19 protein-coding genes are annotated in these 23,281 nt (G+C 69.4%); 12 read left to right on the forward strand and 7 right to left on the reverse strand.

The window, feature by feature from the left end:
• Positions 1–36: 36 nt before the first annotated feature.
• From FAZ98_RS10740 to FAZ98_RS10755, 4 genes are all read left to right on the forward strand, one after another.
• Positions 37–1,071: an ABC transporter permease gene (locus FAZ98_RS10740; protein WP_158951195.1), complete on the forward strand. Its 1,035-nt coding sequence runs from the start codon at positions 37–39 to the stop codon at positions 1,069–1,071.
• Positions 1,072–1,130: 59 nt separating this feature from the next.
• A complete protein-coding gene (locus FAZ98_RS10745; protein WP_233272710.1) occupies positions 1,131–1,970 on the forward strand; it encodes an ABC transporter permease in 840 nt (279 codons plus the stop codon).
• Entirely contained in the window at positions 1,967–4,342 is a 2,376-nt protein-coding gene (locus tag FAZ98_RS10750; protein ID WP_158951197.1) for a dipeptide ABC transporter ATP-binding protein, read from the forward strand. Before FAZ98_RS10745 ends, FAZ98_RS10750 begins: the two co-directional genes overlap by 4 nt.
• Before the next feature lie 666 nt (positions 4,343–5,008).
• Positions 5,009–6,046, forward strand: coding sequence for a hypothetical protein (locus FAZ98_RS10755; protein WP_158951198.1), 1,038 nt, complete (start codon positions 5,009–5,011; stop codon positions 6,044–6,046).
• A gap of 308 nt (positions 6,047–6,354) precedes the next feature.
• On the opposite strand, the gene FAZ98_RS10760 is transcribed toward FAZ98_RS10755, so the two are convergent.
• Entirely contained in the window at positions 6,355–7,200 is an 846-nt protein-coding gene (locus tag FAZ98_RS10760) for an aldo/keto reductase (protein WP_158951199.1), read from the reverse strand.
• A 170-nt stretch (positions 7,201–7,370) separates the two neighbouring features.
• On the opposite strand from FAZ98_RS10760, the gene FAZ98_RS10765 reads away from it, so the two are divergent.
• Positions 7,371–8,117, forward strand: a complete 747-nt coding sequence (locus tag FAZ98_RS10765) for a GntR family transcriptional regulator (protein WP_158951200.1) — start codon at positions 7,371–7,373, stop codon at positions 8,115–8,117.
• A gap of 46 nt (positions 8,118–8,163) precedes the next feature.
• Here FAZ98_RS10765 and FAZ98_RS10770 read toward each other — a convergent pair whose 3' ends face one another.
• A complete protein-coding gene (locus FAZ98_RS10770) occupies positions 8,164–9,609 on the reverse strand; it encodes a CoA transferase (RefSeq protein WP_158951201.1) in 1,446 nt (481 codons plus the stop codon).
• A gap of 153 nt (positions 9,610–9,762) precedes the next feature.
• On the opposite strand from FAZ98_RS10770, the gene FAZ98_RS10775 reads away from it, so the two are divergent.
• A complete protein-coding gene (locus FAZ98_RS10775; protein WP_158951202.1) occupies positions 9,763–11,019 on the forward strand; it encodes a citrate/2-methylcitrate synthase in 1,257 nt (418 codons plus the stop codon).
• Between the two features lie 127 nt (positions 11,020–11,146).
• Here FAZ98_RS10775 and FAZ98_RS10780 read toward each other — a convergent pair whose 3' ends face one another.
• On the reverse strand, positions 11,147–11,605 hold the full coding sequence (locus tag FAZ98_RS10780; RefSeq protein WP_233272600.1) for a DUF2917 domain-containing protein: 459 nt from the start codon (positions 11,603–11,605) through the stop codon (positions 11,147–11,149).
• A 179-nt stretch (positions 11,606–11,784) separates the two neighbouring features.
• Between FAZ98_RS10780 and FAZ98_RS10785 the strand changes: the two genes are divergently transcribed.
• The 3 genes from FAZ98_RS10785 to FAZ98_RS10795 all read left to right on the forward strand — a co-directional run bounded on the left by FAZ98_RS10785 (position 11,785) and on the right by FAZ98_RS10795 (position 16,547).
• Positions 11,785–13,230 (forward strand): aminotransferase-like domain-containing protein, encoded by a 1,446-nt coding sequence (locus FAZ98_RS10785; protein WP_158951203.1) that lies wholly within the window; start codon positions 11,785–11,787, stop codon positions 13,228–13,230.
• Between the two features lie 179 nt (positions 13,231–13,409).
• Positions 13,410–14,795 carry a multidrug transporter subunit MdtD gene (mdtD, locus tag FAZ98_RS10790; RefSeq protein ID WP_158951952.1) on the forward strand — a complete coding sequence of 462 codons (1,386 nt, stop codon included), beginning with the start codon at positions 13,410–13,412 and terminating at the stop codon, positions 14,793–14,795.
• 486 nt (positions 14,796–15,281) lie between these two features.
• Positions 15,282–16,547 carry an EAL domain-containing protein gene (locus FAZ98_RS10795; protein ID WP_158951204.1) on the forward strand — a complete coding sequence of 422 codons (1,266 nt, stop codon included), beginning with the start codon at positions 15,282–15,284 and terminating at the stop codon, positions 16,545–16,547.
• 59 nt (positions 16,548–16,606) lie between these two features.
• Here FAZ98_RS10795 and FAZ98_RS10800 read toward each other — a convergent pair whose 3' ends face one another.
• Entirely contained in the window at positions 16,607–17,782 is a 1,176-nt protein-coding gene (locus FAZ98_RS10800) for a sigma-70 family RNA polymerase sigma factor (RefSeq protein WP_158951205.1), read from the reverse strand.
• A gap of 268 nt (positions 17,783–18,050) precedes the next feature.
• On the opposite strand from FAZ98_RS10800, the gene clpP reads away from it, so the two are divergent.
• Complete coding sequence (clpP, locus tag FAZ98_RS10805; protein ID WP_158951206.1) at positions 18,051–18,671, forward strand: ATP-dependent Clp endopeptidase proteolytic subunit ClpP; 621 nt, start codon at positions 18,051–18,053, stop codon at positions 18,669–18,671.
• A 52-nt stretch (positions 18,672–18,723) separates the two neighbouring features.
• Here the strand turns inward: clpP and FAZ98_RS10810 are convergent, their stop codons facing one another.
• Positions 18,724–19,215 carry a TetR family transcriptional regulator gene (locus tag FAZ98_RS10810; RefSeq protein ID WP_233272601.1) on the reverse strand — a complete coding sequence of 164 codons (492 nt, stop codon included), beginning with the start codon at positions 19,213–19,215 and terminating at the stop codon, positions 18,724–18,726.
• Between FAZ98_RS10810 and FAZ98_RS35595 the strand changes: the two genes are divergently transcribed.
• The gene (locus tag FAZ98_RS35595; RefSeq protein WP_233272602.1) at positions 19,195–19,473 is read left to right on the forward strand and encodes a hypothetical protein; all 279 of its coding nucleotides are present in this window, start codon (positions 19,195–19,197) and stop codon (positions 19,471–19,473) included. The genes FAZ98_RS10810 and FAZ98_RS35595 overlap by 21 nt on opposite strands.
• A 56-nt stretch (positions 19,474–19,529) precedes the next feature.
• A complete protein-coding gene (locus tag FAZ98_RS10815; RefSeq protein WP_158951208.1) occupies positions 19,530–20,105 on the forward strand; it encodes an isochorismatase family protein in 576 nt (191 codons plus the stop codon).
• A 123-nt stretch (positions 20,106–20,228) separates the two neighbouring features.
• Here FAZ98_RS10815 and sodB read toward each other — a convergent pair whose 3' ends face one another.
• Both sodB and xseA read right to left on the reverse strand, forming a co-directional pair.
• A complete protein-coding gene (gene sodB, locus FAZ98_RS10820; protein WP_158951209.1) occupies positions 20,229–20,807 on the reverse strand; it encodes a superoxide dismutase [Fe] in 579 nt (192 codons plus the stop codon).
• A gap of 650 nt (positions 20,808–21,457) precedes the next feature.
• Entirely contained in the window at positions 21,458–22,834 is a 1,377-nt protein-coding gene (xseA, locus tag FAZ98_RS10825; RefSeq protein WP_158951210.1) for an exodeoxyribonuclease VII large subunit, read from the reverse strand.
• Positions 22,835–23,281 lie beyond the last annotated feature (447 nt).

A 23,281-nucleotide genomic window follows, 5' to 3' on the forward strand; every position in this document is an offset into this window, starting at 1 on the left:
AAATAGACAACGAGAAAACGAGAAAACGGAGGTCCGATGGCCACGCCGGTCTTGCGAACGCCCGATGCCCCCGGCCCCGCCCGCGCCGCGCACCCGTCCAGCGCGCGCGCGGGCATCGCACGCTTTCTCGGCGTGCGCGTCGCGTGGGCGATTTTCACGCTCTGGCTGCTGTCCGTGCTCGTGTTCGCGGGCGGCCAGCTGCTGCCCGGCGACATCGGCCGCGCGGTGCTCGGGCCGCTCGCCGACGCCCGCGCCGTGGCCGCGCTCAATCATCAACTGGGCGCGGACCGCCCGCTCGTCGATCAGTACGTGAGCTGGATCACGCACGCGCTGCGCGGCGACTTCGGCATGTCGTGGACCTTCAAGCAACCCGTGGCGGCGTTCGTGGGCGACGCGCTCCTGCAATCGGCGAAACTCGGCTTGCTCGCGTTCGTCGCGGTGGTGCCGCTCGGCATCGCGGGCGGCGTGTGGGCGGCACTGCACGAGGGCCGCGCGCTCGATCGCGCGATCAGCACGGGCGGCCTGTGCGCGAGCGCGGTGCCCGAGTTCGTTTCGTCGATCGTGCTGATCCTGATCTTCGGCGTGTGGCTGCGCTGGCTGCCGATCGAAGCCGTCGCGCCGCCGGGCGCGGGCGCGCTGCAAACGCTGCGCCACCTCGTGCTGCCGGTGCTGCCGCTCGTGCTCGTGTTCTTCGGCTATCTCGCCCGCATCGCGCGCGCGGGCACGATCGTCGCGCTCGACGCCGACTACACGCGCACCGCCATTCTCAAAGGCCTGCCGCGTCACGTGGTGATCCGCCGTCACGTGCTGCGCAACGCGCTGCTGCCAAGCGTGACGGTCGCGGCCACGCAGCTCGGTTATCTGATCGGCGGGCTCGTGGTGGTGGAGTCGCTGTTCCGCTATCCGGGCATTGGCTCGCTGATCTACAACGCCGCGAAGTCGAAGGACTTTCCGCTGCTCGAAGCGGGCGTGCTCACGGTGGGCGCCGTCTACACGCTCGCCAATCTCGCCGCCGACGCGCTGCACGCGCTGCTCGATCCGCGCCTGCGCAATGCCGGAGGACGCGCATGAGCGACGCGCCCCCCGAATCGATCGCCCCGAGCGGTCACGACTCTCGCGACAACCATGACATGCCCGCCGACACCCGCGCGCGCGACGCCTGGCGCTTGCTGCTGCGCTCGCCCTCGTTCGTCGCGGGCGCGCTGATCGTGCTGGGCTGGATCGTTTGCGCGTTCGCGGGCACGTGGATCGCTCCGCAGGACGCCTATGCCTCCGATCCGCTCAGCTCGCTGCTGCCGCCCGACCACGCGCACTGGTTCGGCACGGATCAACTGGGCCGCGACATCTGCTCGCGCGTGATCGTGGGCGCGCGCGACATCCTCACCATCGCGCCGCTCGCCACGCTCGTGGGCACGCTCGCGGGCGCGGCGCTCGGGCTCGTCACCGGCTATTTCGAGGGCTTTTTCGGCACGCTGGTCGCGCGCACGCTCGACGCCGTGCTCGCGCTGCCGCTCGTGATCGTCGCGCTGCTCGTGCTCGCGGCCGTGGGCGCGTCGAATCTCGCGGTGATTCTCGTGATCGGCATCACCTTCGCGCCGCTGATCGCGCGCACGGTGCGCGCGGCCGTGCTCGCCGAACGGCATCTCGACTATGTCGCGGCCGCGCAACTGCGCGGCGCGAACGCCTTCGACGTGATGTTCACCGAGATCCTGCCCAACGTGTGGCCGCCGATCATCGTGGAAGCCACGGTGCGGCTCGGCTATGCGATCTTCGCGGTGGCGACGCTCTCGTTTCTCGGCTTCGGCATCCAGCCGCCTTCCGCCGACTGGGGCCTCGCGCTCGCCGACTCGTACACGCTGCTCGCGGGCGGCGCGTGGTGGACCGTGGCCTTCGACGCGCTCGCGATCGCGTCGCTCGTGGTGGCCGTGAACCTGATCGCCGACAGCCTGCGCGAGGTCCTGCAAACATGAACGCCTCGCCCCACTCCGCACGCTCGCCGCTCGCGACCTTCGCCGCGCCCCGCGACGACGACGCGCTCGCGCTCGTCGGCCTGACCGTGGCGTACCGCGTGCGCGGCCGCGACCGCGACGTGCTCACCGACGTCTCGCTGCGCATTCAGCGCGGCGAGGCGTACGGGCTCGTTGGCGAATCGGGCTGCGGCAAGTCGACGGTCGCGCTCGCGGCGCTGCGCTATCTCGCGCGCAACGGCCGCGTGAAGGCCGGACGCATCCAGATCGCCGGCGAAGACGTGCTCGCGCTCGACGCGAACGGCCTGCGCACGCTGCGCGCCAATGCTGTTTCGATGGTCTATCAGGACCCCGCCAGCGCGCTCAATCCCACGCTCACCATTGCCCGTCAGTTGGTCGAAGCGTTCGAAGCCGCGGGCGCGAACGAGCGCGACGCGCGCGACGGCGCCTATGCGATGCTCGAGCGCGTGCGCATTGCCGATCCCGAGCGCGTGCTCGCGAGCTATCCGCATCAACTCTCGGGCGGCATGCAGCAGCGCGTGGTGATCGCCATGGCGCTCGCCTCGAATCCCGCGCTGCTGATCCTCGACGAGCCGACCACGGGCCTCGACGCGACCGTCGAGGCCGAAGTGCTCGACCTGATCGCGAAGCTGCGCGCGGAACTCAGCATGGCGGTGCTGCTCATCAGCCACGATCTCGCCGTGATCGGCCGCATGTGCGAGCGCGTGGGCGTGCTCTACGCGGGCCGCCTCGTGGAAGAAGGCCCGACGCGCGACGTGTTCGCGCGCGCGCGCCATCCGTACACGGTCGGGCTGCTGCGCTGCTTGCCCGCGCACGGCCGCAACAAGCACGCGGGCGCGCTCGACACGATTCCGGGCGAACTGCCCGCGCCGGGCGCGCTGCTGCATGGCTGCGTGTACGCGCCGCGCTGCCGTCTCGCCGACGCGCGCTGCCGCGAACAGGCGCCGCCGCCGCATCGGCTCACCTCGCCGCACGGCGAACAGATGTCGCGCTGCCACTATCACGAGCGCGCGATCGAGTTGCCGCTCGCGATGTCCGCCGAAGATGCGCGTGTCGAGAGGAATGACGATGTCGATGCCGCGGCGGATATCGATGCGGATGTCAATGTCGATGTCGATGCCGATGCGCAGGCGGCCTCGCCAGCTGCATCGCCGAACGCACTCCCGGACACCCTGCCGGATGCCGCGCGGGAAGCGCGCGTGGTGCTGCGCGCCGTCGACGTGTCGCGCACGTTCGGACGCGGCGCCCAGGCGGTGCGCGCACTCGACGGCGTGTCGATCGAACTGCATGCGGGCGAAACGCTCGGCCTCGTGGGCGAGTCGGGCAGCGGCAAGACGACGCTCGCACGGCTGCTGCTCGGTCTGCAACAACCCGACGCGGGCGGCGCGATCGAACTCGACGGCCAGCCGCTCGACGGCCGCGTCGCGCGCCGAGACGCCACCCAGCGCGCGGCGCTGCGCGTGGTGTTCCAGCATCCCGACGCGTCGCTCAATCGCGCGCTCAGCGTGAAGCGGCTCGTGGCGCGCGCGCTCGCGCCCAACGCCGCTACGCGCCCGCGCGACGCCGCGAACGACGCGCATACCGCGCACGACGTTGGCGACGAGAACACTCGCGTGGGCGCGCTGCTCGACGCCGTGCGCGTGCCCGCGCGCTATCTCGCGGCACGGGCGCGGCAACTGTCGGGCGGTCTCAAACAGCGCGTGGCGATCGCCCAGGCGTTCGCGGGCGCGCCGCGCGTGGTGATCTGCGACGAACCGACTTCGGCGCTCGACGTTTCCGTGCAGGCCGCGATCCTCAATCTGCTCGCGCGCCTGCAACGCGAGCGCGACGTGAGCTATCTGTTCATCTCGCACAATCTCGACGTGGTGCGCTATCTCGCCGACCGCATCGCCGTGCTCTACGCGGGGCGCGTGGTCGAGAGCGGCCCGGCGGCGGCCGTGTTCGACGGACCGTGGCATCCGTACACGGAAACGCTGCTCGCGGCGCGCCGGGCGGGCGACCGCGACGAAGCCGCGAAGGCCGATGCGAGTGCCACGGTGAACGTCGATACGAATGCCGATGCGAGTGCCGCGGCAAACGTCGATACGAATGCCAATACGAGTGCCGATGTGAGTGCCGATGTGAGTGCCGATGCGAACGTCGCCGCGAACGCCGGAGCCGCGCGGCCGCCATTGGCATCGCGAAGCGGCTGCATTTTCAGCGCGCGCTGCCCGCGCAAGCTCGGCGCGATCTGCGACGACGAAGCCCCGCCGCTCGCCGACGCCGGCGGCGGCCATCGCATCCTCTGCCACATTCCCGTCGACACGTTGCGCGAGCAGCAACGCGCCGCGCAGGCGGCGCGCGCGGTGAACTGAGCGCGCGCTCGATCGTCCGCGCGGTTCGTTGCGCCGTCCCGCGATTCGCGCGCACGACTCGCGCATCGGCAACGCAAACCCGACACGCGCGCAACCCCGGCACGCAACGCGAACGCACGAACCGAGCGCACAACACCCGCGCGACCCACGCGCATCACGTCTGTAACGTAAATCGCGCTCACCGGGGCCGCGCGTTTCATCATCGAAACGTTTTCATGACGTTTTCAGTCTTCGCGGACGCAGGTCAATTGTCAGGCCCGCGACGCGAGGCCGTTTGCGGCCGGTGGCACAGAACTCGCTAAATCAGCATCAGGCATCCGGTCGCCGCAAACCGGACCGGCCGCGCACCACACGGCGCGGCGGGTCCGGGCGAACGGGTGGCTGGACGCTCGACGCTTTTCATCCGCCGGCCCGCACGCGCAAACCGACAATCGACAAGCCGCCCTGTCCGATCCGGCCACTCGCCATGTGGCCGGCTGGGTGCTCGTTTAGCACTGCGAGTACCGCTCGCGCCGGAAGGAACCGGACGCGCCGCCAGCCAGGGACGCGACCGCCGACATGAAGCGGGATTGCCTGACGGGGACAGCGCACGCGAGCGATCACGCAAGCGGCCCGGCACGAGGCGCGTGAGGCGGTGGCGTAAGACGCCACGCCCGGGAGACCGCGATGAGAACAAGCACGATTCATCAGTACTGCTACGGGATAGCGCGAGGACTCGCACTGAGCGCGATAGCGGCGGCCGTGATGCTGCCGGCCAGCGGCGCGCGAGCCGGACAGGACGCGGTGCACGAGGATATCTTCGCGCAACCCGTGCTGGTCGCCGATGCGCCGGTTCAGGCGAGCGGCGCGCAGGCGACGCGACGCGGCAAGCTCTCGGCGGCAGCGCCGATTGCGGCGGCGCCTGCGTTCGGCGCGTCGTCGGCAGCGGTGGCCGGCGCGGCGAATACGAAAGGCCCGTCGGCGACTCGTTCGGACTCCGACGCGATTACCGTCGCGGGCGACTTCTCCACGGTATTCGCCCCCGACGATTGCGAGAAGCATCACGGCAGTTGCTTCCCCGGCGGCAAGGGTGCCGGTGCGAGCAGCGGCGGCGCGGGCGCCGGAGCGGGCGCGGCGGGTTCTAGCGGCTCGTCGGGTTCGAGCGGATCTTCGGGATCGTCCGGCTCCGCGGGCACCTCGGGCTCGACCTCGGGTCACGGCAGCGGCAGCGGCTCGTCGGGCGTGGGCGGTTCGGGATCGAGCGGATCCGGCGGCGGTTCGAGCAATTCGGGCGGCGGCGGTGGCGGTGGCAACAACGGCGGTGGCAACAACGGCGGCGGCAACAACGGCGGCGGCAACAACGGCGGCGGCAATAACGGCGGTGGCAACAACGGCGGTGGTAACAACGGTGGCGGCAACAACGGCGGCGGCAACAACGGCGGTGGCAACAACGGCGGTGGTAACAACGGCGGTGGTAACAACGGCGGTGGTAACAACGGCGGCGGAAGCTCCGGCTGCGGTTGCGGCGGACACGGCGGATCGGCTGGCGGGCCATCCGGCGGTCACGGTGGGGGATTTGGCGACGGCTTCGGCGGCGGTTTCGGTGGAGGCTTTGGCGGTGGTTTCGGTGGAGGATTCGGCAAGGGTGGTTCGTCGGGCGGCCCGGGCGGCGGGCACGGCGGCGGCCACGGTGGTGGCGGTGGCGGCCATGGCGGCGGTCATTGAGCCCGCACGGCGGTGCAGGCGAACGGCTCCGGCCACTCCGATCTGGCGTGAAAGCCACACGCGCCAGTCCTGGCATCGGCGGCGGCGTACCGGTCCCCCGGCCGGTCGCCGCCGCCGCGGTCCGGACGCCGGCTACGCCGTCAACCCCGCCGGTGCCGCTCAGCCGTGCCTGCTCGCGCGGCACCGGCACGTCGAGGACTTCGACTGACCCGGCGATCGCGCCCGACTCGTTGCGCGCGCAACCGGCCCGCGCGCGCCATCGACATCATTTCGTCTGCGAATATCGCCTCGAACGCCGCCGCGAACCGCTACAGCATCTCCAGCGGACGCTTCGCGCGCGGTGGCTTGAAGTACGCATCGAGCGCCGCGCATTCCTGCGGATCGAGCACGAGATCGAGCGCCGCGCGATTGTCGCGCACGTGCTCGACGCGCCCCGCCTTCGGAATCGCGCACACGCCCTCCTGCCGCAACACCCACGCCATCGCCACGCGATACACCGAGACGCCGCGTGCCTGCGCGATGTCGTCGAGCGGCGAACGGCGCGGCAGCCGCGCGTGATCGACGGGGCTATACGCCATCACCGGCATGCGATGCGCGACGCTCCACGGCAGCAGGTCGAATTCGGCGCCGCGCCGCGCGATGTTGTAGAGGATCTGGTTGGTCGCGCACGCCTCGCCGCCCGGCGCGTCGAAGAGTTCGATCATGTCGTCGGTGTCGAAATTGCTTACGCCCCAATGCCGGATCTTGCCCGCGCGCACGAGCGCCTCGAAACCCGCGACCGTCTCCGCGAGCGGCACGCCGCCGCGCCAGTGCAGCAGATACAGGTCGAGCCGGTCGGTGTTCAGGCGCTCGAGGCTCGCCTCGCAGGCGCGCACGACGCCCGCGCGGCTCGCGTTATGCGGATACACCTTGCTGACGAGAAACACCGCGTCGCGCAGGCCCTGCAACGCTTCGCCCACGAGGCGCTCGGTCGCGCCGTCGCCGTACATCTCGGCCGTGTCGATGAGCGTCATGCCCAGCGCCACGCCCTCGCGCAGCGCGGCGATCTCGGCGGCACGGTGCGCGGCGCGCTCGCCCATCTCCCACGTGCCCTGCCCGAGCTTCGGGATGCGTTCGCCGTTCGGCAGCGCGACGGTGGCGATATCGGTCGTCATGAAAGTCTCCGGCGTGGCGGCGCGACCAGCAAAACACGGCGCCTGGAAATCGGCCAACCAGTGTACTGCCTCGTGCGCGGCGCGGTCATACGCGCGCTCGCAGGCCAATCATTACCGGCTTCTTGCGCCGATGACATAAAATTGCCGTTCGCCTTTCATGCCTGCTTCCCATGAACGCACCCACGGAAGACCGCTGGCGCGACCTGCGCCCGGACCCGGACAACGACACGCCGCTGTATCTGCAACTCGCGCGCAAGCTGAGCGTGGCGATCCACGACAACCGCTGGAACGCCGGCGAGGCGCTGCCGTCCGAGCGCGTGCTCGCCGACGCGCTCGGCGTCTCGCGCATCACCGCGCGCAAGGCCATCGCGCTACTCGTCGAACAGGGGCTGATCCGGCGCACGCAAGGCGCGGGCAGTTTCATCACGCCGCGCTACGAAGACCCGCTCTCGCGTCTCACGAGCTTCAGCGAGATGCTGCGGCAGCGCGGCTTCACGCCCGCCTCGCGCTGGCTCTCGCGCGAGATCCAGCCCGCGAGCCGCGACGAAGTCATCCAGCTCGGGCTCTCGCCCGCCGCCGCCGTCACGCGCCTCAAGCGACTGCGGCTCGCGGACGGCATCGTCATGGCCGTCGAGAACTCCACCTTCCCCGCCGCGCTGATTCCCGATCCGAACGCGATCGGCGACTCGCTCTACAGCTTTCTGGAGCAGCGCGGTCTCTCCATCGTGCGCGCGCTCCAGCACTTTCGCGCCGTGAACGCGAGCGAGGAGATCGCGCAGCAGATGAGCATCGCGCCCAACGAAGCGTTGCTGCTCATCACGCGCGTGGGCTATACGGCCGACCAGCGCGCGATCGAACTCACCGACACCTACTGCCGCAACGACTATTACGATTTCGTTGCCGAATTGCGCAAATAGGCGCGCGAGCCGGACGCCAGCCAGCGTAGGTCGATGACGACCGGGTTCAGCCGTTCGACGCGTCCCACGTTGCCGCATCGGTGCCGACCGGCACGGGCGGCCGCGCGAAATACGGCGGCGTGAGTTCGAGCCGTTCCGCGGGTGCGACCGCGCGCACGCGCCCGAACGGCGAGGCCGTCTCCTGCAGGCAATCGGCGAGATCGGCGGCATGCACCTCGGGCGCGCGCTGACCGCCATCGACGGTCCCCATGGTTTGCAGCCAGCGCCCCGTTTGCGCGAGCGAAAGCCGCACGTGCCACGAACCGCCTTCGCGCGCGCGCCGCGCCAGCGCAATCATCGCGCCGAACGCCGCGAGATAACCCGTCGCGTGATCGAGCGCCTGGCACGGCAGCGGCCGCGCCTGGGTGAACGGCGCGCCGTGCTCGCCCGCGGCTCGTGCTTCGCTCGCCACGCTCTCTGCCCACACGATCCCGCTCGCCGACTGCACGAGGCTGTCGAAGCCGCGCCGCTCGCGCCACGGCCCGCGATGCCCGTACGCGCTGATCGACACGCAGACGATGCCGGGCCGCAGCCGCGCCAGCGCCTCGGGCGCGAAGCCGCGCGCCGCCAGCGCACCCGGACGGTAGCCTTGCAGGAACACGTCGGCGTCGCGCGCCAGCGCGCTCAACTGCTCGCGCGCGGCGGCCTCGCGCAGGTCGAGCGTGGCCGAGCGCTTGCCGCGCCCGTTGTCGATCACGAGCGGCGCGATGTTCGGCAGATGCGGACCGTTGATGAGCAAGACGCTCGCGCCATGCTGCGCGAGCGTGCGCCCCGCCACCGGCCCCGCGATGATGCGCGTGAGGTCGAGCACGCGCACGCCGTCGAGCGGGCGCGCAAGCGCGCCTGCGTGCGTGTTCGCGCGCGGCAATTCCGCGGGCGCGTCGCCGATGCGTTCGATCTCGAACAACGGCAGGCTCGCCACCGCCCTCGCCTGCTCGTGCGCGGCCCATTCGCGCGGCGAGCGCACGAGCGCGGCGCACAGGCCCGCCTGCGCGAGCGCGTCGTCGAGCGCCGCGCCCTCCCAGCCGAGAATCGCGCGCGCCACGGCGGCGTGGTCGTCGGCGCACTGGAGCACGCGCAGGATGCCGTCGAGGTGATGGCGGAAGTTCGCGTGCAGCTGAATCCAGCGGCCGTCGCCGGTCGGAAAGTGGCCCGTCACGGGATGGCGCAGTTCGACGGGCGGCGCGCCGTCCACGCTCAGGTAGCGCTCGCTGCGAAACGCCGCCAGCGCGCGCCGCACGTCGATCGCCACGCGTTGCGCACGGCCCGTGCGCAGTTCGTGCAGTTGCGCGGCGGCGAGCCCCGCCGCGCCGATGCTCGCGGCCGCCAGCGTGCCCACACGGAATATCGACGGCAGGCCCGGATCGGCGCCCTCGATCGTGAGCCGGTCGAGCGCGGCCGGGTCGGCATCGGCCAGCATCCAGAGGTGTTCGAGCGCGTCGCGGGGCGTCATGGCGAATGTCCTTGTCAGCGTTGGATTGGCGTGGTCTGGGTTGGGCCTGGGGTCGAGCCCGTGCGAAATCGTCGCGCCGGAGCCGTCAGCGATCAATCTTGATTATCATCATCAACATAGATTGATTTATTCGGTTTCCGAGGTCGATCCGCCATGTCCAGCTATATGACCGCCGCCGAAGCGGCCAGCGCGCTCGGCATCAGCCGGGCCACGCTCTACGCGTACGTGAGCCGCGGTTTGCTCGAATCCGCGCCGTCGCCGGAAGGCAAAAGCCACCCGCAACGCCGTTACCGCGCCGACGAAGTGCGCCGCCTCGCGCGCCGCAAGGCGGACGGCAAACGCGCGGGCAAGGTCGCGCAGAAGGTGCTCGACTGGGGCGTGCCCGTGCTCGAATCGTCGATCACGCTGATCGCCGAAGGCCGGCTCTGGTATCGCGGCGAGGACGCCATCGCGCTCGCGCACAGCGCAACGCTCGAAGGGGTGGCCGCGCGGCTCTGGCAATGCACGCCGCGCCGTCTCGCGCAGGCGCCCGAGGCGCCCATCGCGTCCGCGCAGTGGTCGGCGTGGCTCAAGCTCTGGAGCGCGCACACGCCGCTCGAACGCGCGCTCGTGCTGCTGCCCGCGGCCGCCGCGCAGATCCCGCGCATCTGGGCGCAAGGCCGCGACGCGCAACTCGACACCGCCGCGATGCTCATGCGCCTGCTCGCGGCCGCGCTGATTTCCGCCGCGCCGTCGAATGCGCCGCTGCACCGGCAACTGGCCGACGCATGGGGCGTGCGCTCGCGTGCGCACGCCGACCTGCTGCGCGCGGCGCTCGTGTTGTGCGCCGACCACGAACTGAACGCGTCCACATTCACGGTGCGCTGCATCACGTCGACGGGCACGCATCTGTTCGGCGCGGCCACGGGCGGGCTGGCCGCGCTCGCGGGCCCGCGTCACGGCGGCGAAACCCTGCGCGTGGCGGCGCTCTTCAACGAAGCCGCGGAAGCCACGCGCGCCGGCGATCTGCATCGCTGGCTGGCCGCGCGGCTCGCACCCGACGAGCACGGCCACGCGCCCGCGCTCTCGGGCTTCGGCCATCCGCTCTACCCCGAGGGCGACCCGCGTGCCCGGCTGCTGCTGGCGTGGTTGCGCGAACGCGCGGGTCCGGGCGCGCGCGCCGCGATGCGCGACGTCGATGCGCTCGCGGCGGCGGTGGAAGCGACTTCGGGCGCGCGGCCCACGCTCGACTATGCGCTCGGCGCCATCGAGCGCGTGCTGGGCCTGCCGGCGGGCGCGGCGTTCACGCTGTTCGCGGCGGGACGCGTGACGGGCTGGATCGCCCATGCGCTGGAGCAGTCTGCCGATGGCCGGTTGATCCGGCCGCGCGCGCGTTATGTCGGGGAGATGGCGCACGAGCGGCAGGCATAGCGCGCCGACGGATGTCGATGCCGGCGCGAGACAGCCCGCTCGATGCGAGAGCGACAGGCCTCGCGCGCCGAAATCGACCTGGATTACACCAACAGCCGCCGACGCCGGCGCGCTGCCGCCCGCTCGCTCAACCCGCCGCGCGCACGCCCCACTGGCCGCGCCGCGCCCAGTCGCGCAACGTTTCGCCCAGCCGCGCCACCACGCCGGAGGCGCCGCCCGCGCGCACTTCGGCGAAACCGTCGCGGGCCTGCGCTCCCGCCGCCCGCGCCCCGCCGAGTGCGAGCACGAAGCGCGCGCCCGCCTTGCCGCGCGGGTCCGGGAAGCTCACGCCCATGCCCGCGCCCGATCCCGCGCTCACGTGCACGCGCGCGCCGCCCGCCAGATCGATCGCATCGCCCGCGCGCAGCCAGTAATCGCCCGCGTCGCCGTCGATGGTGAGCCACAGTTCGCCTTCGCTTACATGCAGTTCATGGGCTGCGCGAGCCGCCAGGTCTCGACGGGCTCGCCCTGTTCCAGTTCGAAGATTCGGATTTCGCGCATTGCCGTGCTCCTTGAGGTTCGGCCGTCCGATGCTCTCCGATGTCACCCCGGCCGCCGCGAAAGGCCGCTTGAAGCGCCCTCCCGGTTGGAGCATTATTGCGAACAGCGCGCCGCGACCCCATGCACAGTTCCGAACACTTCGCGCGAAACTGTGCAGCGAAAAAACCGGACACTTAGGCCGGACACTTGCGCAGCGCGCGCCGGACACTCTCCGCCTGGACCCGCATGAAACTCGAACTCGACCGCACGAGCGACGTGCCGCTCACCGAACAGATCGTCGCTGGCGTGCAGACATGGATCCGCTCGCGCGCCGCGCATCCCGGCGCGCGCCTGCCGTCGATCCGCCAGTTCGCCGCCGATTACGCCATCAGCCGCTTTCCCGTGATCGAGGCTTACGACCGCCTCGTGTCGCTCGGCTTCCTCGACTCGCGCCACGGCTCGGGCTTCTACGTGAGCGAACACGCGCGCGGCGGCATGGCGGGCATGGGCACCTGCGATCTCTCGAACGCCGCCGACGAATCCGGCCATCTGCTGAGCCAGTTCGAGCGCGCGGGCGAAGTGCTGCAGCTCGACAGCGGCTCGATCCCGCAGCCGTGGCGCGATCTCGACGCGCTCGGCCAGGCGATCCGCCACGTCTCGCGCAGCGACCCGGCGAGTCTCGTCGACTACGGCACGCCGGGCGGCGATCCCGTGCTGCGCGAGCATCTGCGCAACCGGCTCGCGCCGCTCGGCATCGTCGCTCACGCGCAGCAGATTCTGATCACCGAAGGCGCGAGCGAAGGCCTCGACCTGCTCATGCGCTACATGCTCAAGCCCGGCGACGTCGCGTTCGTGGAAGATCCGGGCTACTACAACCTCTACGGCCTGCTGAAGCTGCACGGCGTGCGGCTCGTCGGCATCCGCCGCGCGGCCAACGGGCCCGACCTCGAGCATCTGCACGCGATGCTCGCCGAGCACCGGCCGCGCGCGTTCTTCGTCAACCCGGTGTTCCACAACCCGACCGGCACGTCGATCTCGCCGCCCGTCGCGTTCCGGCTGCTGCAACTCGCGCGCGAGCACCGCTTCACGATCGTCGAGGACGACATCTACGCCGACTTCCAGACCGAGCCCACCGACCGTCTCGCGGCGCTCGACCAGTTCGAGCACGTGGTCTACGTCGCGGGGCTCTCGAAAACGCTGTCCTCCTCGCTGCGCGTGGGCTACGTGGTCGCCAGCGCCGCGATCGTGCGCGATCTCGCCGCGATCAAGGCGCTCACCTCCATCAGCGGCTCGCGCTTCGCGCAGGCCGTGGCGGCCACGCTGCTGGAACGCGGCGCGTATCGCAAGTATCTCGACCGGCTGCGGCGGCGCGTGGCCGAGGCGCAGGGCGCGGCGGCGCTCACGCTCGAAGCGCACGGCTGGGAGATCTTCGGCGCGCAGGAGAACGCGGCGGCGGTCGCGGCGCGCGGCTATGCGCAGACGGGCGGCAAGTTCGTGTGGGCGCGGGTGCCGCGCATCGACGACTCCGCGCGGCTCGCGGCCTGTGGCGAAACGCTCGGCGTGGCGGTGTCGCCGGGCAGCCACTTCCGCCCGCACGGCGAGGCGTGTCCGTGGATCCGCATCAACGTGGCGCTCGCGCAGGACCCGCGCGCGCAGGCGTTTTTCGCAAAAGCGGCGAAGCTGCGGGCGTAAGTCGCGCGCGGGCGCGCCGCCGCTTCCCACCGCGCGTAAAGCGTTTTCCCTACAATGGCGCTTGCCCGGCCGCCCCGCCTTTCGGCCCTCGCCTTCCGCCCAGCGACTTTTCGCCCATGTCCGACATCGAAGCCTCGACCTCGCCCAGCACCACGCCCTCCGAACGCAAGTTGACCGTGATGCTGTGGCTCGTCGCCACCGGCTTCTTCATGCAGACGCTCGACTCGACCATCGTCAATACGGCGCTTCCGGCAATGGCGCAAAGCCTCGGCGAGTTGCCGCTGCGCATGCAGTCGGTCGTGATCGCCTATTCGCTGACGATGGCGGTGATGATTCCCGTCTCGGGCTGGCTCGCCGACAAGCTCGGCACGCGGCGCGTGTTTCTCGGCGCGATTCTCGTGTTCACGGTGGGCTCGCTGCTCTGCGCGAGCGCGCATACGCTGAACCAGCTCGTGCTCTCGCGCATCGCGCAGGGCGTGGGCGGCGCGATGCTGCTGCCGGTCGGGCGGCTTGCCGTGCTGCGCACCTTTCCCGCCGAACGCTATCTGCCCGCGCTCTCGTTCGTGGCCATTCCAGGGCTGATCGGCCCGCTGATCGGCCCGACGCTCGGCGGCTGGCTCGTGCAGATCGCCTCGTGGCACTGGATCTTTCTCATCAACGTGCCGGTGGGCGTGGTGGGCTGCGTGGCCACGTTCATCTTCATGCCCGACAGCCGCAACCCGAACACGCCGCGCTTCGACCTGCCGGGCTACCTGCTGCTCGTCACCGCCATGGTGACGATCTCGTTCGCGCTCGACGGCCATTCCGAACTCGGCCTCAATCAGGCCACGGTGCTCGTGCTGCTGATCGTCTCGCTCGCCGCCTTCGTCGCCTACGGGCTGCACGCGGTGCGCACGCCGCAGCCGATCTTCTCGCTCGATCTCTTCAAGATCCACACCTTCAGCGTGGGGCTGCTCGGCAATCTGTTCGCGCGGATCGGCAGCGGCGCGATGCCGTATCTGATCCCGCTGCTGCTGCAGGTCGCGCTCGGCTACACGCCGTTCGAAGCGGGCCTCATGATGCTGCCGACCGCCGCCGCGGGCATGTTCTCGAAGCGTCTCGTCACCGTGCTGATCATGCGCTATGGCTACCGGCGCGTGCTGACGTCGAACACGGTGCTGGTCGGGCTGATGATGGCGAGCTTCTCGCTCTCCACGCCCGGCGAGCCGCTGTGGATGCGCATTGCGCAACTGGCGCTGTTCGGCGCGGTCAACTCGATGCAGTTCACGGCAATGAACACGCTCACGCTCAAGGACCTCGGCACGGGCGGCGCGAGCAGCGGCAACAGCCTGTTCTCGCTCGTGCAGATGCTTTCCATGAGTCTCGGCGTGACGGTCGCGGGCGCGCTGCTCACGACCTTCACCGGCCTGATCGGCCACATGCGCGAGACCAACGTGATCCCCGCGTTCCACGCGACCTTCGTCTGCGTGGGCATCATCACGGCGGCCTCGTCGTGGATCTTCGCGCAGCTTTCCCCGGAAGTGCGGCGCGCGGCGAAGAAAACCGACCCCTCGGAACGGGCCTGAAACGAGCCTGAAACGGGCCTGAAGCGGGCGCGAACGGGCCAAAGCGAAGCTGAGCACGGCGGGTTTCGCACCGCTTCGGTGCAGGCAATTCGTTCCGTCGATGGCGCCCGCGCGCGGTGTTGGCCTCGCCGCGCGTGCGCGCACCGCGAAAATCGCGCTAGCGCCGCCCTGAGCGCGCCATAACCGGCTAAATCGGGCCCGCTTACCTCATCGCGCATCGATCCACGCGCCATTTGCACGCTTCTTGCTCCACCTTGTCACGGCGCTCCGTGCACCGGGTCTGGCAAGGCTTCGTGCACGCCCCGGTGCACGGATTCGCCACCGCGCGTGGCTTCGTTCGTGGCTTCGTTCGTTGCGGTCTCATGCAATCCGTGGCGGCCCGCCCGGAGCCCGCACATTCTGAAACTGCGGCCCCCTGCAACGGCTTGCTGTAAACTTTCGCTCACGCGTGCCGCTCCACGCGCGTTCCTCATCGATGAAACCAGCATGATCGACCTCGATCCCCCCGGCTACCAGTCGCGCCCCATCGCGGGCGAAGAAGGCGCTCGCCGCACCGTGCTCTACGGCGGCTACACCGTCTTCAGCGTATTCCAGCCCGTGTTCTCGGTCGCGCACCGTCGCGCGATCGGCTATCACGCGTCGCTGCGCGCGCACGACGAGCAGGGTCAGCAGGTGCCGTCGCAGGAAGTCTTCACCCAGGCGGCGCGGCGCGGCGATCTGCTCGAACTCGGGCGGCTCGCGGAATCGCTGCATCTGGGCAACTTCAACGCGTTCGATTCGCATGACGAATGGCTGTTTCTGAGCCTGCATCCGGCCGCGCTCATGGACACGAGCTACGGCGACGCCCTGCTCGCGGGCCTCAAGGCGCTCGGGTTGCCGCCGCAGCGCGTGGTGCTGGAAGTCTCGGAACAGGCGGGCGGCGAGAACTCGCGCTTCGCCGCGATCATCGACGGGCTGCGCAAGGCCGGCTTCGTGATCGCGCTGGACGGTTTCGGCGCCAAGCATTCGAACATCGACCGCGTGTGGCAGTTGCGCCCCGACATCGTCACGCTCGACCGCAGCCTGCTCGCGCAGGCGAGCCGCCACGCGCATATCGAGCGCGTGCTGCCGGGCCTCGTTTCCATGCTGCACGAGTCCGGGCAACTCGTGCTCGTGGGCGGCCTCTCGACCGAGCGCGACGCGCTCATCGCGCTGGAGAGCAACGCCGACTTCGTGCAAGGCGCGTATTTCGCGCGCCCCGAAGTCGAGCCGGTGCCGCCCGCCACGGCGCAAAGCCTGATGGACGATCTCTCCACGCGCCTGCGCGAGCGCGTGAGCGCGCGCGACCGCGCGCAGTCGGCGCGCCTCGCGCCGTACGTGAGCGCACTCGAAGCGGCGGCGCAGCAACTGGCGACGGGCGCGAGCATGAACGACGCCACGCTGCCGCTGCTCGACCTCGACGACACGGCGCGCAGCTTTCTGCTCGACGCCTCGGGCCGCCAGATCGGCGACAACGTGCTGCCGGAAGGCCGCACGACGCAACGCGCCAAGCGCTTCCGTCCGCTGCTGCATTCGGAGGGCGCGAGCTGGGAGCGGCGGCCGTATTTCATCGGCGCGATGAAGTCGCCGGGGCGGGTGCAGTTCACGCCGCCGTATCTGTCGATCAACGAAGCGCACCTGTGCGTGACCGCCTCGATCGCCGCGCAAACCCCGCACGGCGTGCAGGTGCTCTGCGTCGACATCAACTGGGACGCGGCGGCGCAGCGCATCTGATCGCGCGGCGGTTTCGCGTGCCGCGGCCGTCCCTTTGCCGTTCTCTTTCTCTTTGCCGATCAGGCGAGCGCGTGCGGCTGCTCCACCGCCGCGCGCGACGTAGCGCCTCGTGCTGAAACACGCCACGTACGGGCGTTGAGTTTCGCGAGCAGCGCGCGCACGGCCGCACCGCCGAACGCGCGATTCGCGGCAACGAACGCGTGCGCAGCGTCGCCCTCGCCCTCGTTCCCGCTCTTGTCCGCTTGCCAGCCGGCCACGCACACCACGGGCTCGAACGCGCCGTCGCGGTCGTCGCGCACATGCAGCCACGCCGCCAGTTCGCCGTTCGCGGCGACGAGCGCCACGCCGTCCCGCTCGCCGATGGCAAGCGCCTCGGCGCGCAACACGCCATGGCTGGCCGCGTTCGCCGCAGCGCTCGCTCCGGCCACCACCGTCGTTTCCGCCGATGCCGCGACCAGTGCCGTCGCGGTCACGCCCAGCAGATCCATCAGTCCCGCGCGATCCTGCTCGCGCAGCACGTCGCGCAGCCGCTCGACCGTGCGCGCGTGTTCGGTGCGCTGTGCTGGCACAGGCCGCGTCGATGGCACCGATCGCACGGGTGGCGCCGCTGCAACCCGCGCGAGCCGCAGATGCGCGCGCCGCACGATCTGGCGGCAATGCGCATTCGTGCAACCCGTGAGCGCCGCGATCTGCGCGTAATCGCAGTCGAACCCCTCGCGCAGCACGAACACGGCCTGCTCCAGCGGCGCCAGACGCTCCATCAACATCAGCAGGCCGTCGGACAGGCGCGCGGCCAGCAGCCCCGTCTCTTCGGCCGAAGGCGCGCTGTCTTCCACGCGCTCGAGCGCGCCGTCGGCCTGTTCGCGACGCAGGCGCCGCAGCCGGTCGATCGCGAGCCGCACCGTGACCGTCGAGAGCCACGCTTGCGGCGTGCGCACGGCCTGCGCGTCGGCGTCGCGCCAGCGGAACCAGGCGTCCTGCACGACGTCCTCGGCTTCGGCGCGGCTGCCGAGCACGCGCGTGGCGAGCGCGAGCAGACGCGCGCGCGCCGCGTCGAACACGGCCGCGCGGGTGGCTTCGTCGGGCGCCGATACGTCGGGTGTCGATACGTCGGGCGTCGATACGTCCGGCGTCGCTTCGTCGGGCGTCGCTACGTCGGGTGTCGATACGTCGGGTGTCGATATGTCGAATACCTCGGCGCCTGGCGCCTTCGCGTCGATTGCCTCGGCGTCCATTGCATGGCTCATCTTCCGCGTGCCCGGGTTACCTGGGTGATTGGGACTAATCGGGCCGATTCGGCTGATCCGCTGCGTCATTCGCTTCGCTCCTTCGCCTTGCGGCGTCGCTCTCGTCCGGGCGTTCGTCGCCTTCCTGCCATGACGAACGGCCGCGCGCCCGTGTGACAGCCGCGCGCGAAAAAATTTTCGTCACGCGGCGAGCGCGGCGCGCGTCATGGGGAGAACGCGGCGCATTCGCGCCGCGCGCTCAATCGACGAGGTCTTCATGCATAGTGCTCCACTCTCGCCCAGCGCGCTCAATCTCGTGCCGACCGTGATCGAAACGTCGGGACGCGGCGAACGCGCCTACGACATTTATTCGCGCCTGCTGCGCGAGCGCATCGTGTTCCTGATCGGCCCGGTGGGAGAACAGAACGCGAGCCTCGTGGTCGCGCAACTGCTGTTTCTCGAAGCCGAAAATCCCGAGAAGGACATCAGCCTCTATATCAATTCGCCGGGCGGCTCCGTGTACGACGGCATGTCGATTCTCGACACGATGGCCTTCATCAAGCCCGACGTCTCCACGCTTTGCACCGGTTTCGCCGCCAGCATGGGCTCGTTCCTGCTGGCCGCGGGCGCGCCCGGCAAACGCTTCGCGCTGCCGAACGCGCGCATCATGATCCATCAGCCCTCGGGCGGCGGACAAGGCACGGCCGCCGATGTCGAATTGCAGGCGCGCGAGATCATTTACCAGCGCGAACGGCTCAACGCGATGCTCGCCGCGCACACGGGACGCGACATCGCGCAGATCGCCCGCGACACCGACCGCGACAATTTCATGTCGGCGCACGAAGCCGCGGAATATGGGCTGATCGACCGCGTGCTCGCGACGCGCGAAGCGTTGTAGCCGCGCGGATTCGTGCGCGGAAACAGGCACCGAAGCGCGTTGTCAAATGCGCTCAACCCAGCCGCGCCGCGAGCCAGGCCGCCACCACGCCCTTGTATTCGGCGACCAGCAGCTTGCGCTCCTTCGGCTTCGCGGCCGCGTAGAGCGGGTTGAGGCTCTTGATCACCTGCAGCATGACTTCGGCGATGCGATACGCCTCCTCCGCTTCGAGCGCGGGCCGGTAACGCACGAACAGCGCCGCGAAACGCTGCCGCAACTGATTGCGCGCGGCCGCGTCGCGCTTGAACCCGAGCGCCACCGAAAGCAGCGGCAAATACGCGGGATACGCGCTCATCAGGTCCACCATCAAGTCGATGACGCGTTCGGCCAATGCCGCGAGCGGCAGTTCGCCCGCGCTGTCGTGCCCGGCAACGAGCGCGCTCCAGCGCGCGTCCATTTCGTCGCCGTAACGCTGGCGCAGCGCGAACGCGAGCGCGTCCTTGTTCGGAAAGTACTGGTACGCCGCGCCGATCGAAACGCCCGCGTGCTGCGCGATCTGCGTCATGGTGGCCGCTTCGAAACCGCGTTCGGCGAACGCCTCGCCCGCCGCTTCGAGCAGCGCGTCATGGGTGCGCGCCGCGCGTTCCTGACGCGGCACGCGCCGGTCCGCCGGGGCTGGCGCGGCGGTGTTCGCACCGGCTTTCGCACCGGCTTTCGCGCCGGCTTTCGTGCTGGCTTTCCTGCCGCTTTTTTCGCCGCCTTTTTCACCATCGCGCACACCGCGACCATTCGCTCGCGCAAGCGGGTCTGCCGCCATATCTGAAGACTCCCTCACATTCGTGTAGTATATGTGAGGCCATCCTCACATATAGGTGAATCATGACGCAAGCACTTTCTCTCGATCCGCGCACGACCGCGCTCGTAATGATCGATCTGCAACATGGCATCGTGAGCCGTCCGCTCGGCCCCTATAGCGGCCCGCAGGTCGTGGCGCAGGCCAGACCGCTCGCGGATGCGCTGCGCGCCAGGGGCGGCACGGTCGTCTGGGTACGCGTACTCGTCAACGAGATTCTGGCGCTGCCCGCGGATACCCCCATGCGCAAGCCCGACACGCCCGCCGCGCCGCCCCAGGCATCGGAACTCGTGCCCGAAATCGGCGCGCAGGACGGCGATGTGTTCGTGACCAAGCGTCAGTGGGGCGCGTTCCACGGCACCGACCTCGAACAGCAACTGCGCCGTCGCGGGATCGAGACCATCGTGCTCGGCGGCATCGCCACCAACTTCGGCGTGGAGTCCACCGCGCGCGCGGCGTTCGACCGGGGCTTCAAGCTCGTGTTCGTCGAAGACGCCACCTCGGGCCTGAACGAGGAGATGCACCGCTTCGCCTTCGACAAGCTGTTCGGCATCATGGGCCACGTGCGCTCGACGCAGGAAACCATGGCGGCGTTTCAATAAGATTTCGTAAAAACCCGCTGATTTCAGGCATAAAAACAAAAAGCCCTCGATGCGAATCGAGGGCTTTTTGCTGGGCGCCGCAGGTTGAGTGCGGCGCTGAACAACGTGTGCAGCGGGAGGCGCTTAAGCGAAGTTCTTCGCTGCGAAGTCCCAGTTCACGATGTTCCAGTACGCTTCGATGAACTTCGGACGCGCATTGCGGTAGTCGATGTAGTAAGCGTGCTCCCACACGTCGACGGTGAGCAGTGCCTTTGCGTCGGTCGTGAGCGGCGTGGCGGCGTTGCTGGTCGACACGATGTCGAGCGAGCCGTCTGCCTTCTTCACGAGCCACGTCCAGCCCGAACCGAAGTTGCCGACTGCGGCCTTCGTGAACGCTTCCTTGAACGCGTCATACGAACCCCACTTGGCGTTGATCGCTTCGCCGAGCGCGCCCGACGGTGCGCCGCCGCCTTGCGGCGAGAGGCTGTTCCAGAAGAACGTGTGGTTCCAGACTTGCGCCGAGTTGTTGAACACGCCACCCGACGACTTCTTGACGATTTCTTCGAGCGACAGCTTTTCGAACTCGGTGCCCGGAATCAGGTTGTTCAGATTCGTGACGTAAGCCTGGTGATGCTTGCCGTAGTGGAAATCGAGCGTCTCTTCCGACATGTGCGGAGCGAGGGCGTTCTTTTCGAACGGCAGCGGCGGGAGCGTAAATGACATGATGCGGTTCCTTCGTCGTGTTATGGGGAGTTCTGCTTGAAGTTCTACATAGTCGCCGGCATGGAGCACTCGATTGTAGGCGAGTTGGAATAACCCCGCAAACGCGCGGACTTTATGGCGAACACGCGTTTTTCAGCGCGTTGGCAGGGTCGCTTCGGCGCGCTCTGGCGTCGTGTTTGCAAGCTTTCGCAAGCCCTCGTCAGTCGCTCCAGCGGCGAACGATCGTCGTGCAGCAAAGCGCGTGCTTCATCGCCTGCTTCACCGCCTGGCTCGCCGCGTTTTCGACCTGCACGTCGACTTCTTGCAAAGGGATAACACAGGCTCGCCAAACGCGCTGTCAAACGCGCAGGCATGGGTCCATTCGCGTGCCTTCGTCCCTTTGCGATGCGGTCGCGGCGATCGAGCTGCCATCGCATGACGCGCGTCGCGCTAGTGCTGCCTCGCGAGGCCTACGCGCGTGAAACGTTCATCGTCGCGCAGCCTCATGTCAGGTCGATGCCAGCCGGCCGCGACGCATCCGCCATGTCATACGCAATCTTCAGGCACGCATTCTTCAGGCGGATACGCCGCCCGGCGGATACGTCGCCCGATCGATGCCGCAAGCGACGCGCCCGATGCGCGAGCCAACCGCAGGCATGTCGCTACGGGGCTCAAAACCCGTCGGCGAGACGCGGCTGAACGTCGGCGAGCGCGACGTCGGCGCTACCCTGCGCGAGATGCACGGTCACGCGCTTGCCCGGCTTGAGCGCCGCGGGCGAGCGCAGCGCCGCGCCGCTCTGCGCATCGAGCATTGCCGCATAACCGCGCTCGAGCGTGCGCTGCGGGCTCAGCACCTCGAGCCGCGCCGCTAGCTTGGAAACGCTCGCGATCTCGCGCTCGCGGCGGCGTTCGAACGCGCTGTCCAGACGCCGCGCCAGCGACTCGACGCGACTGCGCGCGGCGCTCGGGTCCGGCCGCGCGCGCTGCCAGCGCATCTGCACGAGGCTCAGGCGCGCGCGCGCGTCGGCGGTCGCGCGCGTGCCCGCCGAGGCGAGCCGGATCGTCAGTTGACGCAAATGCGTACGCTGCTGCGCGAGGCGCTCGGCGGGCGACACGAGGCGTCGCGCAAGCCAGTCGAGTTGCTGCGCGCGCCGCTCCAACAGGCGGCCGAAGTCGCGCGCGAGCGCCGCGTGGCGCTGATCGAGTTCGCGCAGCAGCACCGCGCGCTGCGGGCTCACCAGTTCGGCCGCGCCCGTGGGCGTGGGCGCGCGCACGTCGGCGGCGAAATCGGCGATCGTGAAATCGGTTTCGTGGCCCACGCCGCTCACGACCGGAATCGCACTGGCCGCAATCGCGCGGGCGAGCGTTTCGTCGTTGAACGACCAGAGGTCTTCGATCGAGCCGCCGCCGCGGCACAGCACGATCACGTCGACTTCGGCGCGCGCATTGGCGGTCTCGAGCATCGTCGTGAGCTTGTCGGCGGAGCCCGCGCCCTGCACCGGCGCCGGATAGACGATCACGGGCACGTGCGGCGCGCGGCGGCACAGCGTGGTGAGCACGTCGCGCAGCGCGGCGGCCTGCATCGACGTGATCACGCCGATGGCGCGCGGGTGCGTGGGCAACTCGCGCTTGCGCCCGGCGTCGAACAGGCCTTCGGCTTCGAGCTGCGCCTTCAGACGCAAGAACGCTTCGTAGAGCCGCCCTTGCCCCGTGCGGCGCACGGCCTCGACGTTCAGTTGCAGTTCGCCGCGCGGTTCGTACATCGTCACGAGGGCGCGCACTTCGATGCGGTCGCCCTCGCGCGGCGTGAATTCGGCGTATTGCGCGCGGCCGCGGAACATCACGCAGCGGATCTGCGCCTGCGCGTCCTTGATCGAGAAATACCAGTGACCGCTCGCGGCGCGCGTGAAGTTCGAGACTTCGCCCGAGATCCAGGCGAGCGGAAACGAACGCTCGAGCATGGCGCCGATGGCGCGATTGAGCGCCGATACCGGCACGACGACGTCGCCGGACGAGGCGGAGGAAGCGGAAAAACGGTCGGATAGCATGCGAATGGAATGGGCAAAAACGCGGCAAAAACTCGCCGGAAAGCGCGTCGAAAACACGGCCAAACGCGCCCGGCACGGCGTGGGCCGGACAGACGATAGACCGTTCCGGGGGCCGCAGTCCAGCGGTGGTCGTGAGCACGAACGGGACCCGGCCCGCAACCGGCGCGAAGTGTCCACACGGGCCACATCATGCGTCATGATGACCGAAAGCGCCTCGCAAACGCGGATAAATTCGTCTATCTATTTGATTTTTATGGATTTTTAATTTCGATAATTTATCCTTACACCGATGGAAGGGCGTCGGAACGGGCCTTTCCGGCCGCGCGCAGGCGACTTCTCCACAAAGTTATCCACAGGGGTGTATTCACGCGATGCATGGGCGATCGCGCGGACACCCAACTTGCCCCGGCTGGCCGATGCGCGCTAGAGTCCCGGGTTCGCGAGCGC

Source organism: Paraburkholderia acidisoli (assembly GCF_009789675.1).
GTDB classification, from domain to species: Bacteria; Pseudomonadota; Gammaproteobacteria; order Burkholderiales; family Burkholderiaceae; genus Paraburkholderia; species Paraburkholderia acidisoli.

Bases quoted from the DNA above. Each gene is read 5' to 3' on its own strand.
- FAZ98_RS10795 (WP_158951204.1), top strand. From the start codon at position 15,282: ATGATCGACCTCGATCCCCCCGGCTACCAGTCGCGCCCCATCGCGGGC.
- mdtD (WP_158951952.1), top strand. From the start codon at position 13,410: ATGCTGTGGCTCGTCGCCACCGGCTTCTTCATGCAGACGCTCGACTCG.
- FAZ98_RS10745 (WP_233272710.1), top strand. From the start codon at position 1,131: ATGCCCGCCGACACCCGCGCGCGCGACGCCTGGCGCTTGCTGCTGCGC.
- clpP (WP_158951206.1), top strand. From the start codon at position 18,051: ATGCATAGTGCTCCACTCTCGCCCAGCGCGCTCAATCTCGTGCCGACC.
- FAZ98_RS10815 (WP_158951208.1), top strand. From the start codon at position 19,530: ATGACGCAAGCACTTTCTCTCGATCCGCGCACGACCGCGCTCGTAATG.
- FAZ98_RS10785 (WP_158951203.1), top strand. From the start codon at position 11,785: ATGAAACTCGAACTCGACCGCACGAGCGACGTGCCGCTCACCGAACAG.
- FAZ98_RS10800 (WP_158951205.1), bottom strand. From the start codon at position 17,782: ATGGACGCCGAGGCAATCGACGCGAAGGCGCCAGGCGCCGAGGTATTC.
- FAZ98_RS10755 (WP_158951198.1), top strand. From the start codon at position 5,009: ATGAGAACAAGCACGATTCATCAGTACTGCTACGGGATAGCGCGAGGA.
- FAZ98_RS10740 (WP_158951195.1), top strand. From the start codon at position 37: ATGGCCACGCCGGTCTTGCGAACGCCCGATGCCCCCGGCCCCGCCCGC.
- FAZ98_RS10760 (WP_158951199.1), bottom strand. From the start codon at position 7,200: ATGACGACCGATATCGCCACCGTCGCGCTGCCGAACGGCGAACGCATC.
- FAZ98_RS10750 (WP_158951197.1), top strand. From the start codon at position 1,967: ATGAACGCCTCGCCCCACTCCGCACGCTCGCCGCTCGCGACCTTCGCC.
- FAZ98_RS10765 (WP_158951200.1), top strand. From the start codon at position 7,371: ATGAACGCACCCACGGAAGACCGCTGGCGCGACCTGCGCCCGGACCCG.
- sodB (WP_158951209.1), bottom strand. From the start codon at position 20,807: ATGTCATTTACGCTCCCGCCGCTGCCGTTCGAAAAGAACGCCCTCGCT.
- xseA (WP_158951210.1), bottom strand. From the start codon at position 22,834: ATGCTATCCGACCGTTTTTCCGCTTCCTCCGCCTCGTCCGGCGACGTC.
- FAZ98_RS10770 (WP_158951201.1), bottom strand. From the start codon at position 9,609: ATGACGCCCCGCGACGCGCTCGAACACCTCTGGATGCTGGCCGATGCC.
- FAZ98_RS10775 (WP_158951202.1), top strand. From the start codon at position 9,763: ATGTCCAGCTATATGACCGCCGCCGAAGCGGCCAGCGCGCTCGGCATC.
- FAZ98_RS10810 (WP_233272601.1), bottom strand. From the start codon at position 19,215: ATGACGCAGATCGCGCAGCACGCGGGCGTTTCGATCGGCGCGGCGTAC.